The sequence below is a fragment of the Methylococcus geothermalis genome, from assembly GCF_012769535.1.
Taxonomy (GTDB): Bacteria; Pseudomonadota; Gammaproteobacteria; order Methylococcales; family Methylococcaceae; genus Methylococcus; species Methylococcus geothermalis.
Map to the genome: position 1 here is coordinate 337,900 of NZ_CP046565.1, position 11,771 is coordinate 349,670.

Here is an 11,771-nt window from a genome sequence, read left to right on the forward strand (position 1 = left end):
TCGGCATCAAGGCCCAATAGATCAGTTCTCGCATGGCTAAGCCCAAGACGGTCATCGAAATGGCGGCGGAAAAAGGGGTCGGGCATCTCTCGGACCTGCCCGATCGCCTGACCGGGGCGGTCAAGCGTGTCGGCCATTATGGCGCCGGAATTTTCACTCTAGGAAGCAAAGGGGCCAGGTCTTTCCTTTTGCCTCAGATTTCTTTTTCAGCTCGCGTAGGGCGGAACCGGCTCCATCGGGTTCCGCCACCAATACTCATTCCGGTGAAATATCCGGGCTAGCGTGCAGCATGGCAAAAAGCAAGCCCTGACCCCGTCATTTGATCGCTCCGGCTGGGCCCCTGTCGCTTGGGTTTGGCTCGCAGAAGCGCGTATCCTGGCAACCAGAATGCAACCTAGATTGTTTCGTCTACACCCTCTCAGTCGCGAAGCCGGCTGAAGGTGTAGTCCTGAGCCTGTTGCGGCTGGTGGCAAGCAAAGCAGGCCGAGGCTGCACTATCACCCACCACCCGGTTCGCCGGATCGCCGCCACCGAAACCCTCGAAGCCCCAGCCGCCAGTGGACGCGTACTTCTTCGCGTCCTTGTGCATCACGCCCAGCACTTTGCGCTGTCCCTCGGTGATGGCGTGATCGGCGCGTACAGCCTCCAACAGGTCGAAGATGATCACGGCCCCGTCGGGGAACGCGCCGCTGCGGTAGCCCTTCATGGCCTTGTCGTTGGCGTAGATGTGATGGATGCCGCCGAAGGAAGCGAACAGAGGATGTCCTTCCTCGATCACCATGCTCTTGACGTGGTGCCAGTCACGGTAACCTTTGGGATAAGGAACATCGGGCGCGGCGGCCAGCGTCGTCGTGACCACGGACATGCCGAGCAGGGGCAGGGCGGATGCCTTGATGGCTTGGATGGTCCACATTTTCATGTCAGTACTCCTACCGAGTGCAGGTTGACGAAAACCCCCATCATTGCGAACGGGGCATACCGCCCTCAGGCGGCGGATTCGTGCTCTGCGCAGTCGACGCGGAGATGTCGCCCGGCCATGGGCGCGCCGACAAACGCACAGAAATGGGGCGTCGTCGTCCCTGGGGCGACGTTCTCCCGAAAATAGCGGCAGGTCGCGCACACCCGCTGAGGTGCGATCATCTGGCGCTGCTGCAATTGCCGGATCATCTTGACCACTAGGCCAAACAGAGCCTCCTGTTCGGCCTGGGAGAGTCCCGCGACGATCGGTGCAAAGCCGCTCGGCCACGCCTGTATGATCCGGCGGCCCTCGGCGGTCGCCGTCAGGGCAAGGGCGCGACCGTCGGAGGCATCCGCGTACTTGCGCACCAGCCCCTTTCGCTCCATGGCTGCCACCGCCTCGCTAGCGGTGGCCTTGCTCACACCGGCATGGGCGGCGACTTTGGTGAGCCGGACGCCCTCCGGGCGATTGGCGATGAATCCCAGGATATCTGCCTGCGTCGGCGACAAGCCCGCCACTTCCGCGGCCTGCCAGTTGAGCTGACGGGCGACAGCCGCTATGCGGGCAAGACCGCGGGCCAGACGCTGATTTAAGGGCTCGGTGATTTGATCCAGATTCATAGTTAGTAAGCCTAACCAAAGCCCTGCCGATGTCAAGCACTTGCATCAGAGTGCCGTTTCGCTTTGTTCGGGGCGTTCAACTCGATCGCGGATGGCTGGCCTAGCTAGACTATCCCGGACGACGGGCACCCATGGCGATGTGCGCCCGGGCTAACCCGGATATTTCACCGTCATGAGGTCGGCACAGTCTTTGAACCCGCATAAAATCAGCGTGCGAAGAAGATTTCCGGGGGACTGTGCCGATGCCAAAGCGTACCGCCGATGAACTGGATGTTGGGCGTCTTGGACGCTGGAAGCTGAAACCGCTGTCTTCTGGCGGCAAGGTCCACACGCAATGCCAGTGATCCGGCAACACCACCCAGGCATCGATCCGGAAACGGTGACGCGAACGTACCCGCCTCACTATCTCGCGTAACAAACCGATTTCGCGGACCAGCAGATCGTTGCAGTCGATTGACCGTAAAGAACCAAGTACCGCCGGGCGCGAACGCGCGTCGATGGTTGGGCATGTCCTTCTCCCGTTCTTGAAGTAAGTAAGCATTGTCGTCTGATGCCGGCATGGTCATTCGTCCGATGACGCTGCGCTAAAGGGCAACCCGCCCTCAGAGATCACTCCAGGGACAGGATGAAGTTCCACTGGTCCGGGCTGACCGGCATCACCGATAGCCGGTTGCCCTTGCGCACCAGGGCCAGCCCTGCCAGTTCCGGTCGGTCCCTCAATTCGCTCAGGGCGATGGTGCGGCGGAGCTTGCGCACGAAACGGACGTCCACCATGAACCAGCGCGGATCCTCCGGCTTGCTGGCCGGATCGTAGTGCTTGTCGTCGGGGTCGAAGGCCGTGAAATCCGGATAGGCTTCCCGGGCGATTTCGGCGATGCCGACCACGCCCGGCACGTCGCAGTTCGAGTGGTAGAACAGCACGCCGTCCCCTTCTTTCATTTCGTCCCGCATCATGTTGCGCGCCTGATAGTTGCGGACCCCGTCCCAATGTTCGGTCTGGCCCGGACGTGCCGCCAGATCGTCGATACCGAACTCGCCGGGCTCGGTTTTCATCAGCCAGTAACGCATGCTTTCTCCGTCGCTTACGAACATTTTCCGCAGACTCGAAGACTTTGCCGAGCCGTCTCCACACCGCTCGTATTTTCTTCAAACCCGACAACGCGCTGCCCAGCCTTGCAACGAGCGAGTAGGTGGTGGGGCGTCTCGAGGACGGCTTGCTGGCCGGGGACACAAGGCTTTCCGGACTCCCCAAGTCCTGCCATCCAGCGCGCCGCCGCGCTCCCTGCGGGACTGGCTGCCGGCCTGCCGCGGCGGAATAGCCGCCGTCTTGCCACCGGTTTCGTCATCGGCGAAACCCCGGTGGCAGCGGGACATCAGAACGCGATGTTCCTGTCGCGTTCCAGCACCGTCGCGATGTAGTCGGGCATGCCCTTGATCGCCGCCCCGCCGATCAACTCGGCTTCGCCTATCTGGCGCGCCACCGCGCAGGCGCCGCAGACCCAGATCGGGATTCCCGCCGCTTGAACGGCGGCCAGCAGGTCCTTGAGAGGCGTCAGGTTGACGCCGACGACGTGATCGGCAGTTCCTCTGCGGGCCAGCGTGACGGCCTCGTTCCACAGCCAAAGGATCACGTCGTGGCCTTGTTCATGAGCCGCCTTGGCGGCGATGAACGGAAGGGTCGCCATCGTCGGATCGTCGGTTCCCCGGCTGCCCGAAATGATCAAAGTCTTCATAGCTCCTCCTGCATCTTGGGATAACATGAGTTCACATTCCGCCGAACGCGTCGAGCACGCCCGCTGCCTGACAGCAGCGGATTCAGTCCGCGCCTTCGCCAACGATAGCCTGAGCCCAACTCAGCGCCGCGCTGACGGTCGGAAATCCTATCGTACTGGTCAGCAAGATGATGGCATGGTTGATTTCCTCGTGCGAGGCGCCCGCTGCCAACGCTCTTCTGACGTGACTGTGAACCGAGCCCTCCGAATGTATCGCGACGGCTGCCGCAAGCTGGACGAGGTGTGCCGTCTTGTCGTCGATGGGACCTTGCTCCTTCAAGACCGCTCCCAGCCGCTCCACGGCCGCCATGAAACCTGGGTATTCCTTTTGCAGCAGCACATAATTTTTCGGAAGCCTGTCTTTGTTCATCATCATCTCCCCCTATGGACTTGCGGACTTTGTTCGGGGCGCTTCGGCGCTCGATCCTTGCCCGGCCGGAACCCCGGCACCCATACTACGCTTGACTGAAGGAGCCCCCAACCCCCGAGGCTGCGAGGACACGACACCATGGGCAAACGCACCGCACTCCACGAGGAACACCTGGCGCTGGGAGCCCGGATGACCGAGTTTTCGGGCTGGGAATTGCCGCTCCATTACGGCTCGCAAATCGCCGAACACCACGCCGTCCGCCGGGCCGTCGGTATGTTCGACGTCTCCCATCTGGGCCTGGTCGACGTCGAGGGGAGTCAGGCCGCCCCGTTCCTGCGCCGAGTCCTCGCCAACGACGTCGCCCGGCTCGCCGAGCCGGGACGGATGCTCTACAGCTGCATGCTCAACCAAGAAGGCGGCATCATCGACGACCTCGTCGCGGGCATCGTCGACGATCGGCGCTTCCGCCTCATTCTCAATGCCGGAAGACGGGAACGAGACCTGAGCTGGCTTCGCCGCCAGGCCGCCCCCTTTTCGACCACCGTCACTCCCCGTGACGATTTGGCCATGATAGCCCTCCAAGGCCCGGATGCCCCCCGCCTCGCCGACGCCGTCGTCGCCGCCGGAAGCTCCGGACTGAAACCTTTCACCGCCATGCAGCGAGGCGACCGCTTCATCGCCCGTACCGGCTATACCGGCGAGGACGGTTTCGAAATCATCCTGCCCCACGCCGAAGCAGGCTCGCTGTGGCGCCAGCTTTTGCAGGCCGGTGTCCAGCCCTGCGGACTCGGCGCCCGCGACACCCTCCGGCTGGAAGCCGGCATGCGCCTCTACGGGCAGGACATGGACGAGGCGGTCACGCCCATCGCCTGCGGCCTCGGCTGGACGGTTGCCTGGGAACCCGAAGAGCGCGATTTCATCGGCCGCGGCGCCCTGGAGCGGGAGCGCATCGGAGGCTCGCCTTCGAAATTCGTCGGATTGATCCTGGCGGAAGCGGGAGTCCTTCGCAGCGGGCAGAAAGTGGCCGTCGCGAATGTCGGCGAGGGCGTCGTGACCAGCGGCGGCTTCTCTCCCACCCTACGGCGCTCGATCGGCTTGGCCCGGGTACCCGCGGCGACCGGGCGCGAGTGCCGGGTGGAAATCCGCGGCAGCCTCAAGCGCGCAATGGTGGTGAAGCCGCGCTTCGTCCGCCGCGGCAAATCGCTGATCGATATCTGATAGCATCGCCGCGAGGGATGCCGGTCGAAAGAGCCCCCAAGACCGGTCATCACGCGGGTACGGAACCGCTTGCTGAAACAGCGAGGTAACTTCGCCATGCCATTCATCCCCCACACCGAAGCGGAAGTCCGCGACATGCTCGCGGCCATCGGCGCCGGATCGATCGACGAGCTGTTCGCCGAAATTCCGCCGGAGCTGCGCTGCGGCGAGCTGAAAAACCTGCCCGAGGCGCTGTCGGAAATGGCGGTCTGCCGACTGATGGAGGAACGCGCGGCGGAGAACCGCAGCGCCCTCTGCTTCGCGGGCGCCGGCGCCTACGAGCACTACATTCCGGCGGCGGTGTGGGAGATCGCCCTGCGGGGCGAGTTTTACAGCGCCTACACGCCTTACCAGGCCGAAGCGAGCCAGGGCAGCCTGCAGGTGTTCTACGAGTACCAGTCCATGATGGCGGGCCTGATGGCGATGGACGTCTCCAATGCCTCGCTCTACGACGGCGCCTCCGCGCTGGGCGAGGCGATCCTGATGGCGCTGCGCACGAACCCGGATTCCCGTTCGCGCAGGGTCCTGCTGCCGCGAAGCCTCAATCCGGCCTACCAGCGCGTCGCCCGGACCCTCACCCGCAACCAGCAGGTCGAACTGGTCGATCTGGACTACGACCGGAGCTTGGGACGGATCGCCGAAAACGCACTGGCAGCCTTCGAAGGGGAAGAGTTCGCCGCCGTGGTCATTCCGCAGCCCAACTACTTCGGCGTGCTCGAAGAGGTGGACATCCTCGCCGACTGGGCCCACCGCCACGGCGCCCGCAGCATCGCCGTGGTCAATCCGACCGCCATGGCCCTGCTGAAACCACCGGGAGAATGGGGCGAGCACGGCGCCGACCTTGCCTGCGGCGAAGGCCAGCCCCTGGGGATTCCGCTTTCCGCCGGGGGCCCCTATGTCGGATTCCTCTGCAGCCGCCAGGACTTCGTCCACCAGCTCCCCGGACGCCTGGTCGGCCGCACCGTCGACGTGGACGGCCGCGCGGGCTTCACCCTCGCGCTGCAACCCCGCGAGCAGCACATCCGCCGCGGCAAGGCGACCTCCAATATCTGCACCAACCAGGGACTGATGGTCACGGCGGCAACCCTCTATATGGCATTGATGGGCCCCAAGGGACTGCGCGGCGTCGCCGCCGCCTGTCACGCCAACACCTCGGCGCTGCTCGAGCGGCTGACCCGCATCGAGGGAGTCGAGCCGGTCTTCGCGGCCCCGTTCTTCCACGAAGCCGCGATCCGCTTGCCGCGGGCGGCGGACCGCGTGCTGGCGGGACTGGCCGAACGAGGGATACTCGGCGGCCATGTTCTTTCGGCCGATTATCCCGAACTCGGCGACGCCCTCCTGGTTTGCGCCACCGAAACCCGCAATCCGGAGGACATCGAGTTCTATGCAGCCACGCTGGCGGAGGTGCTCCCATGCTGATTTTCGACCGTTCCCGCGAAGGCCGTGCCTGCGCCAGCCTGTTTCCGCGACTCCCCGACGACAGCCACGGCCTGCCCGGCCATCTGCTGCGCCAGACGCCCCCGCCGCTGCCGGAAGTGACCGAGCTCGACGTCGTGAGGCACTACACCCGTTTGTCGCAAAAGAATTTTTCCATCGACACCCACTTTTACCCCTTGGGTTCCTGCACCATGAAATACAACCCCAAGGTGGCGAACGCGCTGGCGCGGCAGCCCGGCTTCGCGGCGGTCCATCCCCTCGGTACCGAACGCTTCGGCCAAGGCACCCTGAGCTGCCTTTACGAGTTGCAGGACTATCTGAAAACGCTCACCGGCATGACCGCCGTCAGCCTCAGCCCCGCCGCCGGCGCCCAGGGCGAATTCTGCGGCGTCGCCATGATCCGCGCCTACCATGAGGCCCGCAACGACCACGAGCGCAACGAAATCCTGGTCCCCGATGCAGCCCATGGCACCAATCCCGCCTCGGCCGCCATGGGCGGCTACCACGTCAGGGAGATTCCCACCAATCCCGACGGCGACGTCGATCTGGATGCGCTGAAGCAGGCAGTGGGACCGAAGACCGCCGGCATCATGCTCACCAACCCCTCGACCCTGGGCGTGTTCGAACACCGCATCCCCGAGATCGCCGCGCTGGTCCACGAGGCGGGCGGCCTGCTCTACTACGACGGCGCCAACCTCAACGCCATCCTCGGCAAGGTCCTCCCCGGCGACATGGGTTTCGACGTCATCCACCTGAACCTGCACAAGACCTTCTCGACTCCGCACGGCGGCGGCGGCCCCGGTGCCGGGCCGGTCGGCGTCAATGCCAGGCTGCAGCCGTTCCTGCCGCTGCCGATGGTGGCAAAATCCGAGAGCGGTTATCGCTGGCTCACGGAATACGACTGCCCGCAAAGCATCGGGCGCCTGTCCGCCTTCGCCGGCAATATCGGCGTGCTGCTGCGGGCCTACGTTTACATCCGCCTGCTTGGATATCGGGGCCTGCGGCGAGTCGCCGAATACGCCACCCTCAATGCCAACTATTTGCAGAGGAAACTGGTGGAAGCCGGATTCGACACCGCTTTTCCGGCCCGCCGCGCCGCCCACGAATTCATCCTCAGCGTGCAGCGGCAGAAAAAGGAGCATCACGTCACCGCCCTGGATTTCGCCAAGCGCCTGCTCGACTATGGCTTCCACGCGCCGACCGTTTACTTTCCGCTGCTGATTCCCGAGTGCCTGATGATCGAGCCTACCGAGACCGAGAACAAGGAGACCCTGGACGCGTTCGCCGACGCCATGGCCGCGATTTTGAAGGAAGCCGCGGAGCAGCCGGAACGGCTCAAACAAGCGCCCCACCACACCCCCATCCGCCGGCTGGACGAGGTGCGCGCCGCCCGCCATCCGGATCTGGCCTGGAAACCGGCGCCGGGGGCAGCTCCCCAGCGTTGACTTCCCGACGGGCAGCCAAAAGCCCTTCCGCCTCGCCGGCGGAAGGGCTCTTCGCTCAGAACGGGTGGAGCGCGATCAGCGAGACATGAACTGATCGATGTCGTTGCCGGAGGGGTAGAAGTACCACGTTTCCGGCGAGGTGCAGCCGTTCGGCAGCGGATTGCTGGCCGTATCACGGACCACGGTCACGGACGGGGAGGCGCCGTTGGCATCGCCCAAGGAGGAGACAGGAAAGCTCGTGGTCGGCTCCAGCAGCCATGCCTCGACCTTCTTCTTGGTGCAGTACTGGACCGTCGGCATGTAGTACACGGCCTGGTTGACGCAAGCATCGGCCGGGAACAGCGGCGCCTGCCAGCCGGCTTTGGCCCGGAACGGGAAGCCACCGTACTGCGTGCCTGGAAGGTTCCCGCCCTTCCAAACCATCGCCCGGGTGCCATCTCCGCTCGGATGGATGGGACCGTTACGGGTTTCGACCTTGCCGAACCCCGCGGTCATCGAGGGAAGCGCGGTTCCCCAGTCCCACATCATGGCATTCTCGATGACCTGGACGGGCTGGCCCGAAACCGGCTTGGCGATGCGGTTCAAGGTGTGCCCCTGCGGCGGCATCACGACGACCTCGACGACCGGGAAGTGCTTCTCGCCTTCGCTGCAGTCATGAGGAATGATAACCGTCGGATAGACGGTCTTGCCTTCGATGTACTTCACCGACGAGCCGTCCGGGAAAGCCTGGAAACCGGCGTGCCCGAAAGCCTGGCCGGCACTCAAAGCGATACCTGCACTCAGCAGGGACAGCGACAGGATTTTGTTCGTCTTGGACATTGTTATCTCTCTCAACTAGGCACTCTCAAAAGGGCGGTGCGCACTGAATGAAACACTAAGCGTGCCACCGCCCATTAGTTTTCAACTCCATGATAGAACGCCACATTCCTATTTTCAGTCCACACGATATGCGGCATTTCACACACTTGGTGTGTCATTACGCTCAGAATCCAGCGTCAATTCACACACCACGCCAGGATGTTTCACATACGCCGTGAGCCGCGGCATCGCTTGCGCTTCCCAGGCCCCGGCACTATCTTGACGACTCGCCGGCTGTGCGTCGCAACCGTTGGACCCTCCTCGCCCTGATAATATCCCCGCGAACGGACTATGCACCCCCATGGACATCCTCGCCTCCTCCGACGAAACCGCGTGAAATGCCCTAGCCGAGCGGCGATCGTCCGCGTCGTTCTGGCCGCTCTCGTCCTGCTGCCTGTGGCGGCTCTCTGGTCCGCCCTGGAGCCGAAACCGCTGGTGAGCGCTCCGACCCCGGCCTCCCGAGCCCGTGACGGACAGGAATTGCTGAGGGCAGGCAGGCGCGGAGGAGAAGCAAGAACGGTTCAGTTGACGGCCAGCGACATCGAAGCCGCGGTCAACGATCTGATGGCCCGAAAGAAACTCGACGGCGCCATCCGCACCGCCATGGAAGACGGGCGCCTGACTGCGGCCCTCACCCTGCGGCTCCCTTACCTGGCGGACTTGTTTCTGAACTTCCGGCTGACCGTCGAGAACGGCGATCCCTTGCCCGCCGTGACCGGCCTGCGCGTGGGATCGCTTCCTCTGCCACCCAAGCTGGCAAACGCCTTCGTGATTCACCAGCTGGAAAGGAAGGGCCTGCTGCGGAACGTATCGGGCGACCACGGCCTCGTCCTGTCGGCGCATATACGCGAGGGGAAGCTGGAACTGACGTTCACCGGCGAATCGCAGACGACCGAGCGCCTTCGCGCGCTGATCATCGAAGCCGCCGGCGCCGAACGGGTTCGCTCCTACCATGACCGGCTCGCCACTGCGTTGAGCGAATCCAACACCCGGCACTTCGTCCGCCTGGGAATATTGATGCGGCCGCTGTTCTCTCTGGCGGAACAGCGGTCCGAGGCAGCCGATCCGGCGGCGGAAAACCGGGCGGTCATTCTGCTGCTGGCGGCCTATGTGAATGGCTACGATCTGATGAGCGCTGCGGGCGGCGATGCTCCCCGCTTGCCGGAACGGTCCGTGCTTCTGCAGGGACGCCAGGACCTCGGCAGGCATTTCATGACCTCCGCCGCCTTCGCCCTGGCGGGCCAGCGAACCCTGGCCGACGCCATCGGACTGGCCAAGGAATTGAACGACACGCACAGCGGCAGCGGGTTCAGCTTTACCGACCTGGCCGCCGACCGCGCCGGCACCGTGTTCGGCAAGCGCGCGGCCCAGCCGCGTTACGCCCGCCGCATCCAGGGGATTCTGGCCGCCGGCACCGACGACGCGGTCTTCATGCCGAATGTCGGGGATTTGCCGGAGCGCCTTCGCGGCGCCGAATTTTTCGAGCGGTTCCGGGATGTCTACAGCCCGGAGTTCGAACGGCTCAAACAGCTCATCGACGAGCGTATCGACCGTCTTTCACTTTACGCCACCCCTTGACTCTCCGATGCGCCCGGCGCAAAAAAGCCAGCCCCGAGGGGCTGGCTTCCTACGCCGAGAACCGGGCGGATCTTTAGTTGTAGTCGAAGGTCTTGTTCGGCAAGCCGGGCAGCTGCGGCATCTGCTGCTTGGGGAATTCACCGGTCAGCGCGTTCAGGAAGGCGACCACGTCGGCAATCTGCTGCTCGCTCAAGTCCTTGTTGAGCTGCAACTTGGCCATCACCCGTACCGCCTCGTCCAGCGTCTTGACCTTGCCGTTGTGGAAATATGGCGCGGTCAGGGCGACGTTGCGCAGGGTCGGCACCTTGAACAAATGTTCATCCTCGGCCTTCTTGGTGACTTCGGCGCGACCCTTGTCCTGGGAGAATCCGTATTTCGCCTCGAACATGCCGTTCTCGAAGGTCGGGAACTTCATGAAGAACGGCGTTCCTTCCGGCAGGGTGGGACCGTTGAACGCCGGCCCGCTATGGCAGTTCGAGCAGCCCGTCTCGGCGAAGGTGTTCATGCCCCGCACCTGCTGCTCGGTCAGGGCGGTCTGGTCGCCGCTGACGTATTTGTCATAGGCGCTGTTCGGCGTGATCAGGGTGCGCTCGTAGGCGGCGATGGCCTTGGCGGCATTGTCCGCCGTCACTGCGTCTCCGCCACCGAAGGCGGCGGCGAAGGCTTCCGGATAGCCCGGAATGGCCTTGAGCCGGGCCACGACGTCGTCCCAGCTCTTCATGCCCATCTCGATGGGGTTGGTCACGGGTCCCTTGGCCTGGGCTTCCAGGCTGGGCGCTCGGCCGTCCCAGAACTGCACGGAGTTGAAGGCGGAATTCCAGACCGTCGGCGCGCTGCGGCCGCCGACCTGGCCATGGACGCCGACCGAGCCGCCGCGGTTGTCTTCGCCGCCCAGCATCACGTTATGGCAGGAGTTGCACGAGACCGTGCCGGTGGAGGACAGACGCGGGTCCAGGTAAAGCATCTTGCCCAGTTCCACCTTGGCCGGGGTGCTCGGATTGGCCGCGGGCTCGGGGGCCTTTGCGGGCAGCGCCTGCCAGTCGGCAACCGCCGCCGACGCTCCGGCCAGGGCCAGGGCGCAGGTCAGCAAACGGAGAGTGAACATGGTGACTTCCTCCTCGGTGTGGTGTTGTTTTCGAACGGCGGCATCGCCGGGTCCAGCACGTTCTTATAGGGAATTACGCGCCAGTTTGCAACCGCCCCACAGCCGAGTCAGTGCCGGGTCGGCGCCTGTCCCGCCCGCACGACCAGATCCTTTGGTATCGCGACCAGATCGAACGAGTCCAGATAGCGCGCCACCAGTTCCTCGCTGACGTTGATCTCGATATGTGGCGGCGGTACGGGCTCGCTCAGCCGCTGCATTTTCTTCTCCAGCCGCTGCGCAGACACGTTCAGGCTCACCACGACGCCCAGGCCGAAGCCGACCGCCAGAAACAGCAGATACATCGTGATTTCGATCGTCATTGAAATTCTCCT

At 64.1% G+C, this 11,771-nt stretch carries 12 protein-coding genes; 4 read left to right on the plus strand and 8 right to left on the minus strand.

Going from position 1 to position 11,771, the window contains the following annotated elements:
• Positions 1 to 418: 418 nt before the first annotated feature.
• The 5 genes from GNH96_RS01600 to GNH96_RS01620 form a co-directional block, all read right to left on the minus strand.
• Positions 419 to 919 carry a cytochrome P460 family protein gene (locus GNH96_RS01600; protein WP_169601657.1) on the minus strand — a complete coding sequence of 167 codons (501 nt, stop codon included), beginning with the start codon at positions 917 to 919 and terminating at the stop codon, positions 419 to 421.
• A 65-nt stretch (positions 920 to 984) separates the two neighbouring features.
• A complete protein-coding gene (locus GNH96_RS01605; RefSeq protein ID WP_169601658.1) occupies positions 985 to 1,578 on the minus strand; it encodes a MarR family winged helix-turn-helix transcriptional regulator in 594 nt (197 codons plus the stop codon).
• Positions 1,579 to 2,187: 609 nt separating this feature from the next.
• A complete protein-coding gene (locus tag GNH96_RS01610) occupies positions 2,188 to 2,646 on the minus strand; it encodes an EVE domain-containing protein (RefSeq protein WP_169601661.1) in 459 nt (152 codons plus the stop codon).
• Positions 2,647 to 2,951: 305 nt separating this feature from the next.
• Positions 2,952 to 3,311 (minus strand): DsrE family protein, encoded by a 360-nt coding sequence (locus GNH96_RS01615; RefSeq protein WP_169601663.1) that lies wholly within the window; start codon positions 3,309 to 3,311, stop codon positions 2,952 to 2,954.
• Between the two features lie 82 nt (positions 3,312 to 3,393).
• Positions 3,394 to 3,726 carry a carboxymuconolactone decarboxylase family protein gene (locus tag GNH96_RS01620; protein WP_228719964.1) on the minus strand — a complete coding sequence of 111 codons (333 nt, stop codon included), beginning with the start codon at positions 3,724 to 3,726 and terminating at the stop codon, positions 3,394 to 3,396.
• 132 nt (positions 3,727 to 3,858) lie between these two features.
• On the opposite strand from GNH96_RS01620, the gene gcvT reads away from it, so the two are divergent.
• From gcvT to gcvPB, 3 genes are all read left to right on the plus strand, one after another.
• A complete protein-coding gene (gcvT, locus tag GNH96_RS01625) occupies positions 3,859 to 4,938 on the plus strand; it encodes a glycine cleavage system aminomethyltransferase GcvT (protein WP_169601665.1) in 1,080 nt (359 codons plus the stop codon).
• 96 nt (positions 4,939 to 5,034) lie between these two features.
• Positions 5,035 to 6,396, plus strand: coding sequence for an aminomethyl-transferring glycine dehydrogenase subunit GcvPA (gene gcvPA, locus GNH96_RS01630; RefSeq protein ID WP_169601667.1), 1,362 nt, complete (start codon positions 5,035 to 5,037; stop codon positions 6,394 to 6,396).
• Positions 6,390 to 7,859, plus strand: a complete 1,470-nt coding sequence (gene gcvPB, locus GNH96_RS01635; protein WP_169601669.1) for an aminomethyl-transferring glycine dehydrogenase subunit GcvPB — start codon at positions 6,390 to 6,392, stop codon at positions 7,857 to 7,859. The genes gcvPA and gcvPB overlap by 7 nt, the downstream gene beginning before the upstream one ends.
• 75 nt (positions 7,860 to 7,934) lie before the next feature.
• Here gcvPB and GNH96_RS01640 read toward each other — a convergent pair whose 3' ends face one another.
• The gene (locus tag GNH96_RS01640; RefSeq protein ID WP_169601671.1) at positions 7,935 to 8,678 is read right to left on the minus strand and encodes a hypothetical protein; all 744 of its coding nucleotides are present in this window, start codon (positions 8,676 to 8,678) and stop codon (positions 7,935 to 7,937) included.
• A 372-nt stretch (positions 8,679 to 9,050) separates the two neighbouring features.
• On the opposite strand from GNH96_RS01640, the gene GNH96_RS01645 reads away from it, so the two are divergent.
• On the plus strand, positions 9,051 to 10,295 hold the full coding sequence (locus tag GNH96_RS01645; RefSeq protein WP_228719965.1) for a hypothetical protein: 1,245 nt from the start codon (positions 9,051 to 9,053) through the stop codon (positions 10,293 to 10,295).
• Positions 10,296 to 10,368: 73 nt separating this feature from the next.
• On the opposite strand, the gene GNH96_RS01650 is transcribed toward GNH96_RS01645, so the two are convergent.
• Both GNH96_RS01650 and GNH96_RS01655 read right to left on the minus strand, forming a co-directional pair.
• Positions 10,369 to 11,400 (minus strand): cytochrome-c peroxidase, encoded by a 1,032-nt coding sequence (locus tag GNH96_RS01650; protein ID WP_169601673.1) that lies wholly within the window; start codon positions 11,398 to 11,400, stop codon positions 10,369 to 10,371.
• Positions 11,401 to 11,507: 107 nt separating this feature from the next.
• The gene (locus GNH96_RS01655) at positions 11,508 to 11,759 is read right to left on the minus strand and encodes a hypothetical protein (RefSeq protein ID WP_169601675.1); all 252 of its coding nucleotides are present in this window, start codon (positions 11,757 to 11,759) and stop codon (positions 11,508 to 11,510) included.
• Positions 11,760 to 11,771 lie beyond the last annotated feature (12 nt).

What these genes read in the sequence shown, in the direction of transcription:
- GNH96_RS01650 (WP_169601673.1), bottom strand. Translation starts at nt 11,400, where the DNA reads ATGTTCACTCTCCGTTTGCTGACCTGCGCCCTGGCCCTGGCCGGAGCG.
- GNH96_RS01610 (WP_169601661.1), bottom strand. Translation starts at nt 2,646, where the DNA reads ATGCGTTACTGGCTGATGAAAACCGAGCCCGGCGAGTTCGGTATCGAC.
- gcvT (WP_169601665.1), top strand. Translation starts at nt 3,859, where the DNA reads ATGGGCAAACGCACCGCACTCCACGAGGAACACCTGGCGCTGGGAGCC.
- gcvPA (WP_169601667.1), top strand. Translation starts at nt 5,035, where the DNA reads ATGCCATTCATCCCCCACACCGAAGCGGAAGTCCGCGACATGCTCGCG.
- GNH96_RS01605 (WP_169601658.1), bottom strand. Translation starts at nt 1,578, where the DNA reads ATGAATCTGGATCAAATCACCGAGCCCTTAAATCAGCGTCTGGCCCGC.
- GNH96_RS01640 (WP_169601671.1), bottom strand. Translation starts at nt 8,678, where the DNA reads ATGTCCAAGACGAACAAAATCCTGTCGCTGTCCCTGCTGAGTGCAGGT.
- gcvPB (WP_169601669.1), top strand. Translation starts at nt 6,390, where the DNA reads ATGCTGATTTTCGACCGTTCCCGCGAAGGCCGTGCCTGCGCCAGCCTG.
- GNH96_RS01655 (WP_169601675.1), bottom strand. Translation starts at nt 11,759, where the DNA reads ATGACGATCGAAATCACGATGTATCTGCTGTTTCTGGCGGTCGGCTTC.
- GNH96_RS01600 (WP_169601657.1), bottom strand. Translation starts at nt 919, where the DNA reads ATGAAAATGTGGACCATCCAAGCCATCAAGGCATCCGCCCTGCCCCTG.
- GNH96_RS01620 (WP_228719964.1), bottom strand. Translation starts at nt 3,726, where the DNA reads ATGATGATGAACAAAGACAGGCTTCCGAAAAATTATGTGCTGCTGCAA.
- GNH96_RS01615 (WP_169601663.1), bottom strand. Translation starts at nt 3,311, where the DNA reads ATGAAGACTTTGATCATTTCGGGCAGCCGGGGAACCGACGATCCGACG.